The following is a 20254-nucleotide window of genomic DNA, read 5'->3' on the forward strand; positions in this document are numbered from 1 at the left end:
TTCTCAAAATTGATTATAATCACGAGCCAAAAACATCAAATTATTTTGGTGAGTTCTTTAGATAAGGAAAAAGTATGGAAAGAATACGACTTAGGCTCAAAGCTTATGATCATAGGGTTCTTGATAGGTCCGTTGCATCTATCATAGAAGCAGTTAAGAGGACAGGTTCAGAGATAAGAGGTCCAGTGCCACTTCCTACCAAAAAGAAGAGATATACGGTTCTTCGTTCGCCACATATCAACAAAGATTCTCGTGAGCAGTTTGAAATCAGAGTGCATCATCGTATTATTGACATTATGTCAGCTACTCCTGATACCGTGGATAGCCTTATGAAGCTTGATTTGGCACCTGAAGTGGATGTCGAAGTTATGTCTATGAGTAAGTAATACCAAAGCATTAAGGATTTTGAGAATGGAATTTATAGTTGAAAAAATCGGTATGAGTCGCACAATTGGCACAAAGAGCGAGGCAGTAACATTACTTCGTGTGCTTGGTGCAAAGGTGTGCGAGGTGTATGAAAATGGCAAAGGGCTTGTGGCATATTCACAAGGAAAGGCTACAAACAAGGCTGTTGCAGGGCAACAAAAGAAGTATAACTTAAGTAAAGAGTTTAATCGCTTTGCCACTTTGAAGCTTAGTAACAAGGAAATAGGTGAGCTTGATACGGGTGTTTTGGGTGAAGCAAAACGCGTTCAAGTGAGCTTTAGAACTAAGGGACGCGGTTTTAGCGGTGCGATGAAGCGATGGAATTTTCAAGGTGGTCCAGCAGCACACGGAAGTAGATTTCATAGACGATTAGGGTCTATTGGTAATCGTGAGTGGCCAGGACGCGTTCAGCCGGGTAAAAAAATGGCTGGGCATTATGGAAATGAACAAGTGAGTGCAAAAAATGATGTAATGTCATTTGACAAAGAGAGTGCTATTTTAGTGCTAAAGGGTTCAGTAGCCGGATTCAATGGTGCATTTGGCAGAATACAAATCATAAAATAAGGTAAGACAGAATGAGTAAAGCAATTTTGTTAGATAAAAAGCTTCAGCAAAGCAGTGAAATCGCATTGCCTGAGAGATATACGCAAATCAAAGAACACAATCTTTATTTGTATGTAAAATCTTATCTTGCTTCACTTAGAGCAAACAATGCTCGTGCAAAGAAGCGTGGCGAAGTGAGCGGCGGTGGTAAAAAGCCTTGGAATCAAAAAGGTGGCGGTAGAGCACGCGCGGGAAGTATTACTTCACCAGTTTTTGTTGGTGGTGGTGTGTCTCACGGACCAAGCAATGATAGAAACTATAACCTTAAGATTAATAAAAAACAAAAGCGGCTTGCTCTTGAGTGTGCTTTGTATCAAAAAACACAAGAAGGTAAGCTGTTTGTGGTGGATTCAGTGGCGATGCCAAGTGGTAAAACTAAAGATGCGTATGCGATGTTTAAGGCATTAAAACAACGAAGCACTCTATTTGTGGCACAGATGAGTGATGAGCCAACTTTCTTGGCATTTAGGAATTTGCAACAATGCTATTTGGCTGATGCTAATGAGCTGAATGCGTATTTGGTGGCGGCTTTCCGTTCAGTTGTGATTGAAAAAGCAGTGTTTGATGAAATCATTGCAGATAAGAAGGGGGAATAGATGGCAGACATTACAGATATTAAATCAATCCTCTATACAGAAAAATCTCTTTCTCTCCAAGAAAGTGGCGTTTTGGTGGTGCAAACAGCTACAAGTGTAAGCAAAAACCAGCTTAAAGAGATTTTTAAAGAGTATTTTGGGATTACACCTGTAAGAATCAATTCTTTGCGTCAAGAAGGCAAAGTGAAGAGATTCAGAGGAAAAATCGGTCAGCGTACATCTTTTAAGAAATTTTATGTAAAAGTTCCAGAGGGCGCAAAACTTGATGCGCTATCAGTATAAGGAGTAGGATATGGCAGTAAAAACATATAAGCCTTATACTCCAAGCCGAAGATTTATGAGCAATCTTAGCTCAAAGGATATTACCGGCAAGGCGAGTGTGAGAGGGTTGCTTATTAAATTACCCGTAAGTGCGGGAAGAAATAATAATGGGCGTATTACAAGTCGTCATAAAGAGGGTGGAGCCAAAAAGCTATACCGAATCATTGACTTTAAGCGTAATAAGTTTAATATTAAAGGAAAGGTTGCTGCGATTGAGTATGATCCTTATAGAAATTGTCGTATCGCGCTTATTCATTATGTTGATGGTGAGAAAAGATATATTATTCAGCCAAGTGGGTTAAAGGTTGGCGATGTAGTGTTTGCAGCTGAATCTGGCTTAGATATCAAAACAGGTTTTGCAATGAAGCTTAAAAGCATACCTATTGGGACAATTGTGCATAATATAGAAATGCATCCGGGTGCTGGTGGGCAACTTGCTAGAAGTGCAGGTGCGAGTACGCAGATTATGGGGCGTGAGGGGAAATACATTATCCTTAGAATGCCAAGTGGTGAGATGAGATACATTTTAGAGGAATGTATGGCAACTATTGGTGTTGTTGGTAATGAGGATTTTGCCAACATCTCTATTGGTAAGGCTGGACGCAATCGTCATCGTGGTATCCGCCCACAAACTCGTGGTAGTGCGATGAACCCCGTTGATCACCCACATGGTGGTGGTGAGGGTAAAACCGGCTCAAGCGGACATCCTGTTTCTCCGTGGGGAACCCCAGCTAAAGGCTTTAAAACTCGCAAGAAAAAAGCGAGTGATAGACTAATCATCTCAAGAAAGAAAAAATAAGGTAGGGAAGTATGGCAAGATCAATTAAGAAAGGTCCTTTTGTTGATGATTATCTCATCAAAAAAGTTGAGAAAGCAAAAGAAGGCAAGGACAATAAACCTATCAAAACTTGGTCAAGACGAAGCACAATTTTACCAGATATGATAGGACTGACTTTTAATGTCCATAATGGTAGAGCATTTGTGCCTGTTTATATTACTGAAAATCACGTTGGCTATAAGCTTGGCGAGTTTGCACCTACGCGGACATTTAAGGGACATAAAGGCAGTGTCCAAAAGAAAATTGGTAAGTAAGGGGATAAGATGAGTAAAGCATTATTAAGATACATTCGGTTATCTCCAACAAAGGCACGGCTCATTGCAAGAGAGGTGCAAGGTATGAATGCAGAGCTTGCAATTGCAAGTTTAGAATTTACACCAAACAAGGCAGCTAAGTTGATCTCAAAGGTGATTGCTTCTGCGGTGGCAAATGGTGGTTATGATGCTCAAGATGTGATTGTAACTTCTTGCCGTGTTGATGCTGGTCCTGTATTGAGAAGGTTTATGCCACGAGCTAAGGGTAGAGCCACTCCTATTAGAAAGCCAACAGCACACATTTTGGTTGAAGTAGGCACACAAAAAGTCCAAGCTAAGAAAGTAGAATCTAAGAGCAAGGATTCAAAAGTGGCAGATTCTAAAAATACGGAAGCTAAAAGTGCCAAAAAACCAGCTCCAAAGGCAAAAGCAACACAAAAAGCCCCAGCTGCTAAAGTAGAATCTAAAGAAGATAAGCCAAAGACTGCTCCAAAGGCTTCTGCGGCAAAAAATACGACAGCGAAGAAAAAAACTGAAGGTGAGGAAAAATAACAATGGGTCAAAAAGTTAATCCAATAGGTTTAAGATTAGGTATCAATCGCAACTGGTCTTCTCGATGGTTTTCTGTGTCCCAAGCGACACCTTCAAATATTCTCGAGGATCACAGGATTCGTAAATTTTTAAAGCGTGAAATGTATTATGCGGGTGTGAGTGAGATTATTATTGAGCGAGCCGCAAACAAGATTCGTGTAACTGTGGTGGCTTCTCGTCCGGGCTTGATTATCGGTAAGAAGGGTGTAGATATTGATAAGCATAAAGAAGCTTTAAAGAAGATTCTTCACAAAGAAGTGTTTATTAATATCAAAGAGGCTAAACGCCCTCAAGCAAACGCACAGCTTGCGGCTGAAAATATTGCAACACAGCTTGAAAAGCGTGTAGCTTTTAGGCGTGCTATGAAAAAGGTAATGCAAGCGGCGATGAAGGCTGGTGCAAAAGGAATTAAGGTTAAGGTTTCTGGTCGTTTGGCTGGGGCTGAAATGGCAAGAACAGAATGGTATATGGAAGGGCGTGTGCCTTTGCATACATTGCGTGCTAAGATAGATTATGGTTTTGCTGAAGCGATGACGACATATGGAATCATTGGTGTTAAAGTGTGGATTTTCAAGGGTGAAGTATTGCATAAGGGCATTGTGCCTGAGAAGCGAGAAGAGAGCAAGGGCGGAGATAAAGAGCGTCCTAAATCAAGAAGAGGGAGGCAGTAATTATGTTAATGCCAAAACGAACTAAATATAGAAAGCAGATGAAAGGTCGCAATCGCGGAAAGTCTTTCCGTGGAGTGTCTTTGGCATTTGGTGATATTGGAATTAAGGCAGTAGAACACGGACGCATAGATTCAAGACAAATAGAATCTGCTCGTATTGCAATGACGCGTCATATTAAAAGGGCAGGAAAGGTGTGGATACGCGTTTTCCCAGATAAACCTTTAACAGCAAAGCCACTTGAAACAAGAATGGGTAAAGGTAAAGGTGGTGTAGAAAAGTGGGTTATGAACATAAAGCCCGGTCGTATGATTTATGAAATGGCTGGGATTGATGAAGCTTTGGCAAGAGAGGCTTTGGCTTTAGCCCAAAGCAAACTTCCCTTTAAAACCAAAATCATAACGAGTGAGAGTGAAAATGAAATTTACTGAATTACAAGATAAGGACATTGCGGAATTGCAAAAAATGTTGAAAGAAAAGAAGTCGTTGCTTTTTGAAAAAAGATTGCAACTCAAAACTATGCAACTCACCAATCCAAGCGAAATCAAAACAATTCGCAAGGATATTGCTAGAATTAACACAGCCTTGAGTGCCAAAAAAAATTAATGGAAAGATTAAGGATTGACAATGAGTGAAAAGCAAGCACATAAGAGAGTAATTCAGGGTAAGGTTGTCAGTAAGGCTGGTAACAAAAGCGTGGTGATTTTGGTGGAACGCAAAGTTGTTCATTCAAAGTATCGTAAGATTGTTAAGCGTTTCAAGAAATACACTATTCACGATGAGAATCACGAAACAAAGATTGGTGATGTGGTGAGTGCAATTGAATGTAAGCCTATTTCAAAAACAAAAGCGTTTAGATTCAAAGAAATTATTACCGCAGGAGTAGAGCTATGATACAAAGTTTTACAAGATTGAGCGTTGCTGATAATAGCGGTGCAAAAGAGATTATGTGTATTAAGATTCTAGGTGGAAGCCATAGACGATATGCGCGTGTGGGCGATGTGATTGTTGCATCGGTGAAGAAGGCTATTCCTAATGGAAAGGTGAAAAAAGGACAGGTTGTTAAAGCGGTTGTTGTAAGGACAAAAAAAGAGATTCATCGTGAAAATGGCTCTTTGATGCGTTTTGATGATAATGCGGCGGTGATTCTTGATGCTAAGCGTGAGCCTATTGGCACGAGAATCTTTGGACCAGTAAGTAGAGAAGTGCGATACGCCAACTTTATGAAAATAGTATCGTTAGCTCCGGAGGTGTTATAGTGGCAAAGTTTAAAATTAAAAAAGGCGATATGGTGCAAGTTATCACAGGAGATGATAAGGGCAAGAAAGCAAAAGTATTGCAGGTTTTGCCTAAGAGTGCGCAAGTTATTGTAGAGGGTTGCAAACTTGCAAAAAAATCAATAAAAGCAAGTGAAAAAAATCCAAAAGGTGGTTTTGTGTCAAAAGAAATGCCGATGAGCATTTCAAATGTCAAAAAAGCGGAAGGAGATAATTAATGTTTGCTTTAAGAGATAAGTATAAAAATGAGATTATCCCTCAGCTTAAAAGTGAGCTTAATATAAGCAACACTATGTTGTTGCCAAAGCTTGAAAAAATTGTCATCAGTGTGGGAGCGGGTGATCACGCAAAAGATTCTAAGATTATGCAAAATATCGCCGATACAATCTCACTTATAGCAGGACAAAAAGCAGTCATTACTTTAGCTAAAAAGTCTGTTGCAGGATTCAAGATGCGTGAGGGTATGCCTATGGGCGTGAAAGTAACCTTGCGTGGTAAAATGATGTATAACTTTCTTGAAAAACTGATTGTCATTGCGTTGCCTCGTGTGAAAGACTTTAGAGGTGTAAAACGCAATGGCTTTGATGGGCGTGGAAATTATAGCTTTGGTTTGAATGAGCAGCTTATGTTCCCAGAAGTCGTATATGATGACATTATGGTAACACACGGAATGAATATTACACTTGTAACTTCTACTCAAAGTGATAAAGAGGCGTTTAAGTTGCTTGAGCTGCTTGGTATGCCTTTTACGAAAGGACGATAAATATGGCAAAGAAATCAATTATTGCAAAAGCAAAGAGAAAAGCAAAATTTAGTGCAAGAGCATATACAAGGTGTCAGGTATGCGGGAGACCTCATTCTGTGTATAGGGATTTTGGATTATGTAGAGTATGTTTGCGAAAAATGGGCAATGAGGGCTTAATACCCGGATTGCGTAAAGCAAGTTGGTAAGGAGAGAGTAATGGTAAATGATATTATTGCAGATTCTTTAACAAGGATTCGTAATGCCTCTATGAGACGCTTGGAAGTTACGACTTTGTATTATGCAAAAATTGTTGTTTCAATTTTGGAAGTCTTTAAGAGCAGAGGTTTTATTAAGGATTACAAAGTTAATGATAAAGATGGTAAGCAGTCTATTATGGTGCAACTTGCTTATGATGAGCGAGGTAGGAGTGCAATCAATGAGATTAAGCGTATCAGTAAGCCCGGACGCCGTGTTTATAAAGCAAGGAGTGAATTGAAACGCTTTAAAAATGGCTATGGCACGATAGTGGTAAGCACAAGTAAGGGTGTAATCGGCAACGATGAAGCTTATAAGGCAAATGTCGGTGGCGAAGCACTTTGTAGCATATGGTAGGAGAGAATTATGTCAAGAGTTGGAAAAAAACCTATTAGTATCCCAAAGGGTGTTGAAGTATCTTTGCAGGGAAGCAAGATTCTGTTTAAGGGTGCAAAAGAGCAAAAAGAGCTAGAAACTCACGGACGCGTTAAGATTGATTTGCAAGGCGATGCGTTGAGCTTTTCTTGTCTTGATTCTCAAGCGCAGTCTCGTGCGTATTGGGGGACATATCGTGCATTAGCAAATAATATCGTTGTGGGTTTAAGTCAGGGCTTTAGCAAGGCGCTTGAAATTAATGGTGTTGGTTATAAGGCAAGCATTAATGGTAAGAATCTAGAAATGGCATTGGGTTTTTCTCATCCAGTTGTGTATCCTATTCCTGCTGGAATCGAAATGAGTGTGGAAAAAAACACAATTACTATTAAGGGTGCTGATAAACAGCAAGTAGGGCAGATTGCCGCTGAAATTCGTGAGTTTAGACCACCTGAGCCATATAAGGGTAAGGGCATCAAGTATAGCGATGAGACGATTGTCCGCAAAGCTGGTAAAACTTCTAAAAAATAGCGTGAGGGTGTAAAATGACAGAAAAAGTGTTAAAACAAAAGTTGCTTCTCAAAGCAAAAAGGAAGCTACGCACAAGAGGTAAGATTTTTGGTGTGGCAGATAAGCCACGCATAAGTATGTTTAAGTCAAATAAATATCTTTACGCACAGGCTATTAATGATGAAGCGGGTGTAACATTGGCAAGTGTGGATGGAAAAAAGCTTGGCTTGGGCAATAATAAAGAGAACGCAAAGCAAATTGCAAGTGAGTTTGCAGCAGCACTCAAAAAGGCTAAGATTACAGAGGCAGTATTTGACAGAAATGGATACCTTTATCACGGCGTTGTAGCAGCTTTTGCTGATACTTTGCGTGAAAACGGCATAAAGCTATAAAAGGAAGCGTATGGAAATCAACAGAGAAGAATTCAGTGAAGTTGTTGTGAATATTGGCAGAGTAACAAAAGTCGTGAAGGGTGGTCGTAGATTCCGCTTTAATGCACTTGTTGTTGTAGGTAATAAAAATGGACTTGTTGGTTTTGGACTTGGCAAGGCTAAGGAAGTTCCAGATGCGATAAAAAAAGCCATTGATGATGCGTTTAAGAATATTATTAAGGTCAATATCAAAGGCACAACAATCGCTCACGATATTGAGCATAAATACAATGCAAGCAAGATTCTACTCAAACCAGCAAGTGAGGGAACGGGTGTTATTGCTGGTGGTTCTACGCGACCAGTGATTGAGCTTGCAGGTATTAAGGACATTTTGACAAAATCACTTGGCTCAAATAATCCTTATAATGTAGTGCGTGCGACTATTGATGCGCTTGCACGAATTAAAGCCTAAGGAGTAACCTATGCTAGAGAAAATTAAACCAGCGCAAGGAAGCACAAAAGACATTAAGCGTGTAGGTAGAGGACAAGGTAGCGGTATGGGTAAGACATCTACGCGTGGTGGTAAGGGACAAACTGCTAGAAGTGGCTACAAAGCAAAAAGAGGATTTGAAGGTGGACAACAACCATTGCAAAGGCGTTTGCCAAAAATTGGCTTCACTTCTCGCGTGGAAAAACCTATCGTCATTAATGTGGATAAATCACAAATCTTTGACTCATTGGCACGAATTGATATGGAGACTTTACGCAAACATTTTAGTATCCCTAAAAATGCGACAAGCGTAAAGCTTATTGGCACAAAAGCCAAAGCTTTGGTATCTAAAATTAAAGATGAGTGCATTAAAACAAGTGGAAGTAAGTAATGACAAAAGGCATTATAAATAAGATTCTCATCACACTTGCTTTTTTATTTGCATACAGAATCTTGGCGTATATAACAGTTCCGGGTGTTGATGTGGCTATTATCAAGTCTTTTATTGATGATAATGCCAATAACGCCTTGGGCTTGTTTAATATGTTTAGTGGTAATGCAGTAGAGCGTTTTAGTATTATCTCTTTGGGTATTATGCCTTATATCACAGCTTCTATCATTATGGAGCTTCTCGCAGCAACTTTCCCCAATCTTGCAAAAATGAAAAAAGAACGCGATGGTATGCAAAAGTATATGCAAATTGTGCGTTATGCTACTATTGGAATTACAATTATCCAAGCAGTGAGTGTGAGTATTGGGCTAAATAGTATGAGTAATGGAGCGGTTAAGATTGATTTGAATCTGTTCATTGTTGTGGCTGTATTTTCTATGCTAACAGGGACAATGTTGCTTATGTGGATTGGTGAGCAAATCACTCAACGAGGCGTTGGCAATGGGATAAGTCTTATTATTTTTGCTGGTATTGTTTCGGCAATTCCTTCGGATATTGGCAAGACTTTCAATCTCGTAAATACGGGTCAAATTAATGTCTTTATGCTTCTTATTTTGCTTGTGGTAATTCTTGCGACCATTGGGGTGATCATTTTCATTGAACTTGCTGAAAGACGCATACCTGTCTCATATGCTCGCAAGGTGGTTATGCAAAATCAAAATAAACGCATTATGAATTATATTCCGGTAAAGATGAACTTAAGTGGAGTTATTCCTCCTATTTTTGCCTCTGCGTTGCTTGTGTTTCCATCTACGATTTTACAAGCATCTTCAAATAGCGTGATTCAAGCTGTGGCTGATATTTTGAGACCCGATGGTTATGTGTATAATCTTTTGATGTTTATTTTTGTAATTTTCTTTGCGTATTTTTATGCTTCTATTGTATTTAATGCAAAGGATATTGCGGATAATCTTAAAAGACAAGGTGGCTTTATACCCGGTTTGCGTCCGGGGGAAGGAACGACAAATTTCCTTAATAATGTCGCGAGTAACCTTACCTTTTGGGGTTCATTGTATTTGGCTCTTGTCTCTACACTTCCTTGGGTGCTTGTCAAATTTACAGGTGTGCCTTTCTATTTTGGTGGGACAGCTGTGCTGATTGTTGTGCAGGTTGCCATTGATACAATGAGGCGTATTGAGGCTCAAATCTATATGAGCAAATATCAAACACTAAGTGCCGTAGGGCTCTAGAGTATGGCAATCAGTATCAAGAGTAAAAAAGATATAGAATCTTTGCGGATACCAAATAGGATTGTCGCTCAAACCTTACAACTTTTAGCTTCTCAAGCAAAAGAGGGAGTCTCTCTCCTTGAGCTTGATAGTATGGCAAAAGACTTTATCGCTTCACAAGGTGGCAGGGCTGCTTTTTATAAACTTTATGGATTCCCACAATCAATCTGCACATCACTGAATCAAGTCATTATCCACGGCATTCCCAATGAGTATCGTTTACAAAATGGCGATATTTTAGGGATTGATATTGGCGTGGAATATGGTGGTTGGTATGGTGATGCCGCAATTAGCATAGGGATTGGTGAGATAAGCACGATGGATAAGAAACTTATTGCGTGTGCAAAAGATGTGCTGTATGAGGCTATTTCTCAAATTAAGGTGGGTATGCGGTTTAAGGAACTGAGCTTTTTTTTGCAAGATTCTATTGTTAAGAGAGGTTTTGTGCCATTGCGTGGTTTTTGCGGACACGGGATAGGGAGAGTGCCTCACGAAGAGCCAGAGATTCCAAACTATATAGAATCCCCTAATATCAAGCAGGGTCCAAAGATTAAGGAAGGTATGGTGTTTTGTATAGAGCCTATGATTGCTCAAAGAGATGGTGAGCCTGTGATTTTAGGTGATAAATGGTCTGTGGTGGCTAAAGATGGATTAAATGGTAGTCATTATGAGCATACAATTGCCATTGTGGGTGGCAAGGCAGAGATTTTAACGGAGGTATAAAATGGCAAAAGATGATGTGATTGAGGTTGATGGAAAGGTGATTGAGGCATTGCCGAATGCAACCTTTCGTGTTCAGCTTGAAAATGGACATATAGTGTTGTGTCATATTGCTGGAAAAATGCGTATGCACTATATTAAGATTCTGCCCGGTGATATGGTAAAAATTGAGCTTACACCTTATAGTTTAGATAAGGGTAGGATTACTTATAGACACAAATAATATATGTGTAAGTAGTTTTTAAATATTTTTTCTGTAGAATCCGCGGTTTTAACTCAAAAAAGTTAAAAAATGAAAAAGGAGTAGGTATGAAAGTTCGACCTTCAGTCAAAAAGATGTGTGACAAATGCAAGGTTATTAAGCGTAAAGGCGTGGTGAGAGTGATTTGCTCAACCCCAAAACATAAACAAAGACAAGGATAAACAATGGCTAGAATTGCTGGTGTAGATTTGCCAAAAAAGAAAAGAGTAGAGTATGCTCTCACTTATATTTACGGCATTGGACTTAAAAGTTCAAGAGATATTCTTAAGGCTGTAAATATTTCTTTTGATAAGCGAGTTTTTGATCTCAGCGAAGATGAAGTTTCATCAATTGCGAAAAAGATTCAAGAGAGTTATATGGTGGAGGGCGACCTTCGTAAAAAGGTAACAATGGATATTAAAGCCTTAATGGATTTAGGAAGCTATCGTGGTTTAAGACATAGAAAAGGGTTACCTGTTCGCGGACAGACAACTAAAAATAATGCCCGCACACGCAAGGGTAAGAAAAAAACAGTTGGTAGCAAGTAAGGAGTAGTCAAATGGCAAAAAAAAGTGTAACAAAAAAGAAAGGTGCTAAAAAGAATATCGCACGAGGCATAGTGTGTATTTCTGCGTCATTTAACAATACAAATGTAACTGTTACTGATGAAATGGGTAATGTATTGTGCTGGGCTACTGCTGGTGGTTTGGGATTCAAAGGGAGTAAAAAATCCACTCCTTATGCAGCGCAACAAGCTGTAGAATCTGCTATGGAAAAAGCAAAAGAATGCGGTATTAAAGAAGTCGGCATTAAGGTGCAAGGACCAGGAAGCGGACGCGAGACGGCTGTAAAAAGCGTTGGTGCAATTGAAGGTATTAAGGTGTTGTGGCTTAAAGATGTTACGCCATTGCCACACAATGGGTGCAGACCACCAAAAAGAAGAAGAGTGTAAGGGAGTAGTAAATGGCACGATATAGAGGACCGGTTGAAAAATTAGAAAGACGCTTTGGTGTCTCTCTTGCATTGAAGGGTGAGAGGAGACTAGCAGGTAAAAGTGCGCTTGATAAGCGTCCTTATGGACCTGGGCAACACGGACAAAAGCGAGGCAAGATTTCTGAATATGGCTTGCAACTTCGTGAAAAGCAAAAAGCTAAAATTATGTATGGTGTGAGTGAAAAGCAGTTCCGTGCGTTGTTTAGAGAAGCAAATAGGCAGGAAGGTAATACGGGTGAAAACCTTGTGCGTATTATTGAGCAGAGACTTGATAATGTTGTGTATCGTATGGGATTTGCTACAACTCGTCGTTTTGCGCGTCAGCTTGTTACTCACGGGCATATTCTTGTTAATGGTAAGCGTGTGGATATTCCCTCATATATGGTAAAACCCGGACAAAAAATTGAAGTTAAGGAAAAGAGCAAGAATAATCCTCAAGTTGTTCGTGCTATTGACTTGACTGCACAGACAGGGATTGTTCCTTGGGTAGATGTGGATAAAGAGAAGAAATTTGGTATTTTCACGCGTTTTCCACAACGAGAAGAGGTGGTGATACCTATTGAAGAGAGATTGATCGTCGAGCTCTACTCTAAGTAATAAATAAAACATAAGGATGGTCGCAGAATGAATATGATTAAAATTGAGCCTTATATCCCCACGGATATAAGTATTGAAGAAGTTTCAAGCAATAGAATCAAGATAAGTGCCTATCCCTTTGAATCTGGTTATGCTGTTACTTTGGCACACCCGTTGCGTCGCTTATTGCTTTCAAGCTCCGTGGGATATGCTCCTACAGCATTGAAGATTCAGGGTGTAACACACGAGTTTGATTCTATTAGAGGGATTGTTGAGGATGTATCTCATTTCATAAGTAATCTTAAGAATATTCGCTTTATGATTAAAGACAGTACGCTTGATAATGTCCAGCTTCATTATGAGTTTAAAGGACCTATGGTGTTGAGTGCAAATGAGCTTGCCAATGAGAGTGTTGATGTCGTAAATTCTGATGCGTATCTTGCCACAATTAATGAGAATGCTTCAATGAGTTTTTCGCTTGTAGTGCAAAAAGGTATTGGTTATGTGCCAAGTGAAAGTATTCGTGGGACAATCGCAGAGGATTATATTCCACTTGATGCATATTTCACACCTGTAAAAAAGGCTGTGTATGAGATTGAAAATGTCCTTGTTGAGGATAATCCAAACTATGAGAAGATTATCTTTGACATTGAGACAGATGGACAGATTGAGCCGCTCACTGCTTTTAGAGAAGCGATAGCGGTAATGCACAAGCAAATGAGTATTTTTGGCGTTGATTTAAGTGCTACTCCAAATGGCAGCAAAAGCATTGCTGAAGATTCTGGTGAGCTTAAGACATTAATGATTAAGATTGATACACTTAATCTTAGCGCAAGGTGCTTTAACTGCCTTGATAGGTCGGGATTGAAGTATGTTGGAGAGCTTGTCATTATGAGTGAGAATGAGCTTAAAAACATCAAAAATATGGGTAAAAAATCGTATGATGAGATAGCTGAGAAGTTAGAGGAGCTTGGATACCCTGTTGGCGGGGAGATTGCTGAAGATATTTTACAGCTTCTTAATCGTAAATTGGCGAAAATTAGAAATAGTTAGGGAGTAGGATATGAGACATAGACACGGATATAGGAAGTTAGGGCGGACTTCATCGCATCGCAAAGCATTGCTTAAGAATCTTGCAATTGCCCTTGTTACACACGGCAAGATAGAAACAGGTGTGTTTAAGGCAAAAGAGTTACAAAGCTATATTGAAAAACTCATTACGGCTGCACGAGCTAATGATTTGAATGCACATCGCTATGTGTTTGCATATTTGCAAGATAAGACAGCGACAAAAAAACTTGTTACAGAGATTGCTCCTAGGTATGCAGATCGCAATGGTGGTTACACGAGAATCCAACGCACAAGATTGCGAAGAGGCGATGCTTCGCAAATGGCGATTATCGAGCTTGTGTAAGCTTTGAGTGATAGGTTTATTGCCTATCACCTAGTGTTTCCCCCACCTTTTTTGATAGCTCTTTTTAGGGTTAGTTATTTTACTGCGATAAGCTTCTGTAAGACATTTACTTTTTATATTACTTATTTGTCTTATTGTGTTTGATGTTTTTTGCTATGTGATTTTAGAATCTAGGCTATACTTTACATTTTTATATTAAAAATTCGGGTTTTGACAAGCAAGGGGAGCGTAGAAATGAAAGCAGTTTATGGAGATTATAGCTACACCCATTGTGTGCGAAAAATCTATGCTTTTGATATAAATGGAGTGCTTCAAGGACTGCAGATTCTAGATGCTTTTATAAACACAAAGCAAAAGGGCTACTTTGTGGGCTATATGACTTATGAGGCTGGAGTTTTGCTGCAGGCACATCTTGCAAGTGCTTATTCTGCCCTGTCTGCAACAGCCTACAAGGATAAAAAGCAACCTCTATTGTATTTTGCCCTGTATCACAAACGAAAAAAAATCAAATTAAAACAAAGCCAAGAAAAGTTCCCTCTAAGCATTGCTTGTGGCTTAAGGCAAAAGAGCTATGAGAAAGATTTTCTTGCAATCAAAGAAAACATCAAAAATGGACATACCTATCAGCTTAACTACACGCAAGAGATTTTGCTTCATTCTACAATCCCATCAAAACAACTCTTCAAGCACCTTGCTTTAAATCAAAACACCCCATACAAGGCATACATTAGCAATGCTTTTCTTAAAGTTCTGTGCTTTTCACCGGAACTATTCTTTAAAATAAAAAATAATATTATTACCACCCAGCCTATGAAAGGCACGATAAAAAGGGCATTGCACGATGAAAATCTAAGCATAAAGGAGCAAAAGGCAAAAGATAAGGCTTTAAAACTTACTTTGCAAAGAGATAGTAAGAATCGCAGTGAAAATTTGATGATTGTTGATTTGTTGCGTAATGATTTAAGCAAAGTGATTATGCCAGATTCACTGCAAGTCAAAGAGCTGTGTGTCATTCATTCTTATCCCTCTGTGCATCAAATGGTTTCTACAATTAAAGGGCGTTTGAAAAACAACTTTTTGCTTTCACACATTTTTCAAGCACTTTTTCCGTGTGGCTCAATCACAGGTGCGCCAAAACTCAAAACAATGGAGATTATCTCTCGGCTAGAATCTCACCCAAGAGGCGTGTATTGCGGGGCATTGGGGCTGATTACACATAAGGAAGTTTCTTTTTGCGTGCCTATCCGCACTTTGAGTAAGATTCATACAGAAAAGGTATATCGCTATGGTGTGGGGAGTGGTGTAGTGTGGGATTCTGTGTGTGAAGATGAATTTGCTGAATTAAATCTAAAAAGCAAGTTTTTGAACGCTAAAACTCAGCAGTATGATTTATTTGAAACAATGCTTTACAAAAATGGCTGTGTTTTTTTGCTTGATGCACATATGAAGCGATTGCAGAGCAGTGCATTGACATTGGGCTTTAATATAGAGCAGCTGACAAAGCTTACTTCATCGCTAAATACGCCAAAGACAAATGGGCTAAAGTTGGCTCATTTTAATGATTTTTTACTGCAATATAAAGATTTACCTTATGCAAAGAATGAAATGTGGCAGGATTTGGGGCGATTGCGTGAGCTATTAAAGATGGAGCTTGCAGGAGAGTGTATATTGCGACTTGTTTTGTGGCACAATGGAAGCTTAGAAATAGAATCTTTGCCTTTGCTTCCAGTGTCTAATCAACGCGTTACTTTGTCTCCAAAAGCATTAGATTCTACACATTTGCTAACTTCGCATAAAACAACTCATCGCCCACACTTTGCAATAGCACAAAAGATGATTGAACGAGGTGAAGTTTTTGATATGATTTTTTATAATCAAAAGGGTGAGATTACAGAAGGTAGTAGAAGCAATATTGTATGCGAGATTGATGGGAGATTCTACACGCCACACTCACAAAGTGGGCTTTTGCAAGGCACATTGCGTAATGTGCTTTTACACTATGGGTTAATTGCTCAAAAAAAACTTACAATCAAGCATTTGAAAAAGGCGGATAGAATCTTTTGTCTTAATTCCGTTCGTGGCGTGGTGCAGGTGAATCTGCAACCTTTTTAAGAAAAATATTCATCCAGTGTTTTTTGGGAGCGTAGCCACGGCCGATATACCATTTTTTTTGTCTTGCAATAACGACAAAAAGGTACGGGTCTTGCAAGAAAATCTAAAATTTTCTCATATGTAATACCATCTTGATAAATGTCAATATAATCCTCCGGTGTTTGCTTAAGATTTTGAGAAAACTTCTCATTGAAGATATTAATATACGCCAATGGTGGACAAGGATATATCTTTCCGTTATAGAGTTGAGTGCAAGCATTTGCCCTATGGCAATTCACAAAGCTTTCAAATGGTATAGATTTGCCTTCTGGGTCAAGAGAAGTTTTGAAGCTGAGCTTCTCTACCTTTTCATCATTAAAAAATTCAAGCGCAACACCCTCTTCCTTACACTTATTCTTGATGGTTTCCCAATCAATGTCTATTGGATATTTTGTTGGGCGAATGTGTACTTTATTTACGCGAGCTGAATCCCAAAAATGCTGATTTTGTTTAGGGAGCAGAATGGCATTTGTAATCATATGTATTTCAGTATGGTGAAAATATTTTCTAACAATATTGAAATATGAGGAACATTGTTTATTGAGCAATGGTTCTCCACCAAGAAGGTAAAATTCTCGTATCATTCCATTTGTAATGGATTGAAGTCTTTCTAAATCACGCTCAAAAACCTCTATATCGTAATATCCGGGCTTGGAGAGTTGGGAAAAATTATCACAACTATAACAATGGAGATTGCAATGATGTGCTAAATGCACACCTATGCTTTCTAAAAATGCCTGGGGTGTTATACGCTTGGCCTGATCAATAGTTAAATAACGGTCAAAATACTTCTGCTTGATGCGTGTTTTTAAATTGTTAAGTATGTTCATAGGGATAAAAAGCTCCTTTCTGTAGGCAAATTTGTTGGATGGAAGCAAAAGACACTTTTTTTGTTGCACTTTTGCATTCCTCAATATGACCTTACAAAAAAAAAAAAACGCATTGTTAACCGATGATATATAGCATTGTTGTTTGAAAAAGGCGGATAGAATCTTTTGTCTTAATTCCGTTCGTGGCGTGGTGCAGGTGAATCTGGAGCAATGAGACAAGATGGTAATAAGCGAGAGAATAAGATGAAAAACAACATAGCAAAAGGCAGGTTTTCACACAAAAAGGTGTTAATCATTGATAACTACGACTCTTTTACTTACAATATCGTGTATTTGCTCTCAACCCTTGGGATTAAGCCTCAAATTGTGCCAAATGACACGCCGCTCTCACATCTTAAAAAACTTATCTTTTCTCATCTTATCATCTCACCCGGTCCTAGCCACCCACTAGATTCTGGTGTGTGCTTGGAGGCGATTAAAACCTTTGCTCAAACGCATAAGATTCTAGGGATTTGCTTGGGACATCAATGTATCGCTCAAGCCTTTGGCGGAGAAGTTATCTCAATGCCAAATCCAACTCACGCAAAGAGTGCAGGGCTACATTTTGTGCCAAATCCTTTGTTTGAGGGTATTCCTCAAGGCATACAAGTAGCACTCTATCATTCACTTTATGTAAGCAAACTTGGGGAGTGTGAAGCATTGGGGTATAGTGAGCATAATGTGCTTATGGTTCTTAAGGCAAAGGGCTATGACTGCTATGGTGTGCAGTTTCACCCCGAATCTATCTTGCAGCAAAAGGGTAAAAGGCTTATGAAAAATTTTCTAGCTCTAGATTGATAAGCAAAAAAAAGTGTGGCAAATGAGTATTGTGATTGCAAGGGTTTATGATGCTTTTTAAATGTTTGTTACCAAAAAGGATATGTTAAAAAATATACAAAGATACAATGGGTAAAATAATATTTTCATTTTTGCAAAGATAGTGTATCATTTCGCCTTAGAAAACAGCAAACAAACAACTTACAACAAATAAGCTCAGGATAAGGATAATGACACAACACACAGAAATGGCTTTGAACGCACAAGAAGTGGAGATTCTGCACGAGTGTGATGAGCTGACCCTTGATTTTACCTCACTCAATAAAGATTCTATAAGCGTTATTGCTCCGCAATGTGTGGTGATAGGCTATGGGGATTTATGCGATGCGTTTTTGTCTCTTTGCGTGGAAAAAGAGCATTCTTATGTTTTGGAAGTCTCACAGCTTTTACCGCAGGATTTTGTGAGTTTAAAGGGGCATTTGGGAGCTTTTAGCTTACGATTTAAAAATGCTAATGGCGAGATAGAAAGTCTTCAAACCGCACAGGTTGTATGTTTTGCTCCGCTTGATTTGCCTGAATGCAAGGGTGTGCATAAGCCAAATATGTATGAGAGTGCCGAGCAAATGCTACAAGCTCTTTTGGGATTTTGTGGAGAGCAGGGCTATGAGAGGAATATTATTTTTAACCCTACACATTGTCAATTTCAGCTAAGACGCCCTTTGGCAAATGGGGAGAGCGTATGTCATAGTTGCGTGGATGTATGCCCAACTATTGGTATCACAAGTGATAAAAACGCTAGAATCTTAGAGCTTTCAGCGATTGATTGTATCGCGTGTGGGCGATGTGTGAGTGTCTGCCCCACAGGGAGTGTGCAGCGGCAGGGCGATGGGCTAGAGGCTTTTACTTATAAGGCGAGATTGTATAAGGGCTATATTCCGCTTGTGGTGGGAAGAGAAGTCTTTGAGAGTAGTGAGTTTATAGAGAATCTTAAGATTCTAAAAGAGCAAAATCCCCTTATCCTGCCTTTTGTATTGAGTGTGCCAGATATGCTAAATAGTGTGTATTTTTTGACATTGTTGCAAGAGAGTGGCTCTCCTATCATTCTATACACTCCACTTGGCGAACACACAAATGCCGATAAAGATTCTATAAATGAAATATATCAAAGAATTTTTTCTTCAATAGCCATTATGGAGCTTAGCGAGATAGATGATATATCTATATTAAAGCCCCTGCCACAAAGCCACTATATCTATACGCCAAGGGAAAATGAGAATAGCAAAGACATATTTGCCGAGAGAATGCGATTTTGGGTAAAGCAAGAGAGCTATGGTAAGGTTAAGATTCAAGGCTTTGGGATTTTGGGGATTAATGCCGAGCAATGCACTTTATGTCTTAGCTGTGTGGAGGCGTGTAATACAAAGGCATTAGTCAATAATCAAAGTCGTTTTGAGCTTTTGTATAAACCTGCCCTTTGCACGGATTGCGGATATTGTGTAGCAAGCTGTGCGGAGCAGGTGCTAAGTTTAGAATCTTCTAGTCTAGTATTAGAAGAGAAAAGTTTTGCTTACACACCTATTGCGAGTGATGAGCCTTTTAGATGTGTGGAGTGTGATAAGGTATTTGCCACACAAAAAAGTATCAATAAGATTAAGCAGATTCTAATGCCTAGCTTTGGCAATGATAGCTTAAAGCTTAGGACTTTAGAATGCTGTGCTGATTGCAAAGTGAAAGTTATGTTTGAAGGATAAAAATGACACAAGGTAGCGTAGAATCTTTGGCAAAAGCAAGGGCGTTGTATTATGACTTTTTTGCAGGTTTATTTTTGTATGAGTTGTTGAGTGAGCGTGGTAGTGTGCTTTTAGAACAGCTAAGAATCTTAAAGGAAAATCCGCTCAATGAAAGTGATAAAGTGCATTTTGAGCTTTTAGAAAGTGAAATAACACACAAAGGCATAAAAGGGCTACTTGATGAATATACACGAACTTTTATTTTGCCCTTTGATGTTCCTTTGCCAAACACACCTTTGCCTCAAAGAAAAAGGCGAGATTCTAACGAGCTAGAATCTAATATACATTCCCAGAGTGTAGGGCGTGTAATGCTTTATCTCTCACATTATACTGAGGGCTGTTTAAATGGTAAATCCCTGCTAAAGGCACGAGGACTAACTAAGCAAAGCACCTTTAGACTTAATAGCAAAGAGTGTAAAGAGAGCGAGGAGCATTTGGGATTTTTACTCTTGCTTATGCGACATCTTTTGTTGTCAAATGATGAGAATGATAAAAGTTTAAGCATAGAAGTGGCAAATGAGCTTGTGTTGCCTTTGGGCGAGTATGTAAGCAAAGCATTACAACAAAGGGAGGATTTGAGCTATTATTCTAGTGTAGGAGAGTTGCTAAAAAGCTTTTTGCAGGTAGAATCTGCCTTGCTCTAAAGTGGGGTAGTGCCAAGTCGCAATGGAATATGTATAAGTGGTAGGCTGATTTGAGCTTTTAGTCTTAAAAGTTCAAATGGGT

General features: G+C 39.1%; 33 protein-coding genes and 1 pseudogene. 33 read left to right on the forward strand and 1 reads right to left on the reverse strand.

From position 1 onward, the window contains the following. The first annotated feature begins 74 nt into the window (after positions 1-74). From rpsJ to EBF12_RS07385, 30 genes and pseudogenes are all read left to right on the forward strand, one after another. Positions 75-386 (forward strand): 30S ribosomal protein S10, encoded by a 312-nt coding sequence (gene rpsJ, locus EBF12_RS07240; RefSeq protein ID WP_002956243.1) that lies wholly within the window; start codon positions 75-77, stop codon positions 384-386. A 25-nt stretch (positions 387-411) separates the two neighbouring features. Further along, positions 412-990: a 50S ribosomal protein L3 gene (rplC, locus tag EBF12_RS07245; RefSeq protein WP_121727065.1), complete on the forward strand. Its 579-nt coding sequence runs from the start codon at positions 412-414 to the stop codon at positions 988-990. Positions 991-1001: 11 nt separating this feature from the next. After that, on the forward strand, positions 1002-1625 hold the full coding sequence (gene rplD / locus EBF12_RS07250) for a 50S ribosomal protein L4 (RefSeq protein WP_121727066.1): 624 nt from the start codon (positions 1002-1004) through the stop codon (positions 1623-1625). Beyond that, entirely contained in the window at positions 1626-1907 is a 282-nt protein-coding gene (locus EBF12_RS07255) for a 50S ribosomal protein L23 (protein ID WP_121727067.1), read from the forward strand. Positions 1908-1917: 10 nt separating this feature from the next. After that, the gene (rplB, locus tag EBF12_RS07260; RefSeq protein ID WP_121727068.1) at positions 1918-2745 is read left to right on the forward strand and encodes a 50S ribosomal protein L2; all 828 of its coding nucleotides are present in this window, start codon (positions 1918-1920) and stop codon (positions 2743-2745) included. An 11-nt stretch (positions 2746-2756) separates the two neighbouring features. Next, entirely contained in the window at positions 2757-3038 is a 282-nt protein-coding gene (gene rpsS, locus EBF12_RS07265; protein ID WP_002956248.1) for a 30S ribosomal protein S19, read from the forward strand. 9 nt (positions 3039-3047) lie between these two features. Further along, a pseudogene (gene rplV, locus EBF12_RS07270) lies at positions 3048-3479 on the forward strand (50S ribosomal protein L22); the annotation flags it as partial. Between the two features lie 113 nt (positions 3480-3592). Further along, complete coding sequence (gene rpsC / locus EBF12_RS07275; RefSeq protein WP_121727070.1) at positions 3593-4300, forward strand: 30S ribosomal protein S3; 708 nt, start codon at positions 3593-3595, stop codon at positions 4298-4300. 2 nt (positions 4301-4302) lie between these two features. Further along, positions 4303-4728, forward strand: a complete 426-nt coding sequence (gene rplP / locus EBF12_RS07280) for a 50S ribosomal protein L16 (RefSeq protein ID WP_121727071.1) — start codon at positions 4303-4305, stop codon at positions 4726-4728. Continuing rightward, positions 4715-4903 carry a 50S ribosomal protein L29 gene (gene rpmC / locus EBF12_RS07285; protein WP_002956252.1) on the forward strand — a complete coding sequence of 63 codons (189 nt, stop codon included), beginning with the start codon at positions 4715-4717 and terminating at the stop codon, positions 4901-4903. Before rplP ends, rpmC begins: the two co-directional genes overlap by 14 nt. Before the next feature lie 21 nt (positions 4904-4924). Further along, a complete protein-coding gene (gene rpsQ / locus EBF12_RS07290; protein WP_121727072.1) occupies positions 4925-5191 on the forward strand; it encodes a 30S ribosomal protein S17 in 267 nt (88 codons plus the stop codon). Then, a complete protein-coding gene (gene rplN, locus EBF12_RS07295) occupies positions 5188-5556 on the forward strand; it encodes a 50S ribosomal protein L14 (RefSeq protein ID WP_121727073.1) in 369 nt (122 codons plus the stop codon). Before rpsQ ends, rplN begins: the two co-directional genes overlap by 4 nt. Beyond that, positions 5556-5792 (forward strand): 50S ribosomal protein L24, encoded by a 237-nt coding sequence (gene rplX, locus EBF12_RS07300; protein ID WP_121727074.1) that lies wholly within the window; start codon positions 5556-5558, stop codon positions 5790-5792. Before rplN ends, rplX begins: the two co-directional genes overlap by 1 nt. Then, positions 5792-6337 carry a 50S ribosomal protein L5 gene (gene rplE / locus EBF12_RS07305; RefSeq protein WP_121727075.1) on the forward strand — a complete coding sequence of 182 codons (546 nt, stop codon included), beginning with the start codon at positions 5792-5794 and terminating at the stop codon, positions 6335-6337. The genes rplX and rplE overlap by 1 nt, the downstream gene beginning before the upstream one ends. Before the next feature lie 2 nt (positions 6338-6339). After that, positions 6340-6525, forward strand: a complete 186-nt coding sequence (locus tag EBF12_RS07310) for a type Z 30S ribosomal protein S14 (protein ID WP_002956257.1) — start codon at positions 6340-6342, stop codon at positions 6523-6525. A gap of 10 nt (positions 6526-6535) precedes the next feature. After that, a complete protein-coding gene (gene rpsH / locus EBF12_RS07315) occupies positions 6536-6931 on the forward strand; it encodes a 30S ribosomal protein S8 (RefSeq protein ID WP_121727076.1) in 396 nt (131 codons plus the stop codon). Positions 6932-6940: 9 nt separating this feature from the next. Then, positions 6941-7477: a 50S ribosomal protein L6 gene (rplF, locus tag EBF12_RS07320; protein ID WP_121727077.1), complete on the forward strand. Its 537-nt coding sequence runs from the start codon at positions 6941-6943 to the stop codon at positions 7475-7477. A gap of 14 nt (positions 7478-7491) precedes the next feature. Continuing rightward, positions 7492-7848 carry a 50S ribosomal protein L18 gene (gene rplR, locus EBF12_RS07325; protein WP_121727078.1) on the forward strand — a complete coding sequence of 119 codons (357 nt, stop codon included), beginning with the start codon at positions 7492-7494 and terminating at the stop codon, positions 7846-7848. A 10-nt stretch (positions 7849-7858) separates the two neighbouring features. Beyond that, complete coding sequence (gene rpsE, locus EBF12_RS07330; RefSeq protein WP_002956261.1) at positions 7859-8299, forward strand: 30S ribosomal protein S5; 441 nt, start codon at positions 7859-7861, stop codon at positions 8297-8299. Positions 8300-8309: 10 nt separating this feature from the next. Beyond that, positions 8310-8708: a 50S ribosomal protein L15 gene (gene rplO, locus EBF12_RS07335; RefSeq protein WP_121727079.1), complete on the forward strand. Its 399-nt coding sequence runs from the start codon at positions 8310-8312 to the stop codon at positions 8706-8708. Further along, positions 8708-9958 (forward strand): preprotein translocase subunit SecY, encoded by a 1251-nt coding sequence (secY, locus tag EBF12_RS07340; RefSeq protein WP_121727080.1) that lies wholly within the window; start codon positions 8708-8710, stop codon positions 9956-9958. Before rplO ends, secY begins: the two co-directional genes overlap by 1 nt. A gap of 3 nt (positions 9959-9961) precedes the next feature. Then, a complete protein-coding gene (gene map, locus EBF12_RS07345) occupies positions 9962-10720 on the forward strand; it encodes a type I methionyl aminopeptidase (RefSeq protein WP_121727081.1) in 759 nt (252 codons plus the stop codon). 1 nt (position 10721) lies between these two features. Then, positions 10722-10940, forward strand: a complete 219-nt coding sequence (gene infA, locus EBF12_RS07350) for a translation initiation factor IF-1 (protein WP_011116239.1) — start codon at positions 10722-10724, stop codon at positions 10938-10940. Positions 10941-11026: 86 nt separating this feature from the next. Further along, positions 11027-11140 carry a 50S ribosomal protein L36 gene (gene rpmJ / locus EBF12_RS07355; protein WP_002956266.1) on the forward strand — a complete coding sequence of 38 codons (114 nt, stop codon included), beginning with the start codon at positions 11027-11029 and terminating at the stop codon, positions 11138-11140. 3 nt (positions 11141-11143) lie between these two features. Beyond that, complete coding sequence (rpsM, locus tag EBF12_RS07360) at positions 11144-11506, forward strand: 30S ribosomal protein S13 (RefSeq protein ID WP_002956267.1); 363 nt, start codon at positions 11144-11146, stop codon at positions 11504-11506. Between the two features lie 11 nt (positions 11507-11517). Beyond that, positions 11518-11910, forward strand: coding sequence for a 30S ribosomal protein S11 (gene rpsK / locus EBF12_RS07365; protein WP_121727082.1), 393 nt, complete (start codon positions 11518-11520; stop codon positions 11908-11910). Positions 11911-11921: 11 nt separating this feature from the next. Further along, complete coding sequence (rpsD, locus tag EBF12_RS07370; RefSeq protein ID WP_034585996.1) at positions 11922-12548, forward strand: 30S ribosomal protein S4; 627 nt, start codon at positions 11922-11924, stop codon at positions 12546-12548. A gap of 27 nt (positions 12549-12575) precedes the next feature. Continuing rightward, positions 12576-13580 (forward strand): DNA-directed RNA polymerase subunit alpha, encoded by a 1005-nt coding sequence (locus tag EBF12_RS07375; protein ID WP_121727083.1) that lies wholly within the window; start codon positions 12576-12578, stop codon positions 13578-13580. 10 nt (positions 13581-13590) lie between these two features. Beyond that, positions 13591-13941, forward strand: coding sequence for a 50S ribosomal protein L17 (gene rplQ / locus EBF12_RS07380; protein ID WP_121727084.1), 351 nt, complete (start codon positions 13591-13593; stop codon positions 13939-13941). Positions 13942-14175: 234 nt separating this feature from the next. Then, positions 14176-16053, forward strand: coding sequence for a chorismate-binding protein (locus EBF12_RS07385; protein WP_121727085.1), 1878 nt, complete (start codon positions 14176-14178; stop codon positions 16051-16053). Here EBF12_RS07385 and EBF12_RS07390 read toward each other — a convergent pair. After that, the gene (locus EBF12_RS07390; RefSeq protein WP_157979073.1) at positions 16050-16922 is read right to left on the reverse strand and encodes a radical SAM family protein; all 873 of its coding nucleotides are present in this window, start codon (positions 16920-16922) and stop codon (positions 16050-16052) included. The two genes, EBF12_RS07385 and EBF12_RS07390, sit on opposite strands and share 4 nt — an antisense overlap. A 243-nt stretch (positions 16923-17165) precedes the next feature. Here EBF12_RS07390 and EBF12_RS07395 point away from each other — a divergent pair, with 243 nt between their 5' ends. The 3 genes from EBF12_RS07395 (at position 17166) to EBF12_RS07405 (ending at position 20172) form a co-directional block, all read left to right on the forward strand. After that, complete coding sequence (locus EBF12_RS07395; RefSeq protein ID WP_121727129.1) at positions 17166-17759, forward strand: anthranilate synthase component II; 594 nt, start codon at positions 17166-17168, stop codon at positions 17757-17759. Between the two features lie 209 nt (positions 17760-17968). Further along, entirely contained in the window at positions 17969-19489 is a 1521-nt protein-coding gene (locus EBF12_RS07400; RefSeq protein WP_121727087.1) for a 4Fe-4S dicluster domain-containing protein, read from the forward strand. A gap of 2 nt (positions 19490-19491) precedes the next feature. Then, entirely contained in the window at positions 19492-20172 is a 681-nt protein-coding gene (locus tag EBF12_RS07405; protein WP_121727088.1) for a molecular chaperone TorD family protein, read from the forward strand. The last annotated feature ends 82 nt before the right edge of the window (positions 20173-20254 follow it).

Origin of the sequence: Helicobacter labetoulli, from assembly GCF_003670275.1 — a bacterium.
GTDB lineage: Bacteria > Campylobacterota > Campylobacteria > Campylobacterales > Helicobacteraceae > Helicobacter_C > Helicobacter_C labetoulli.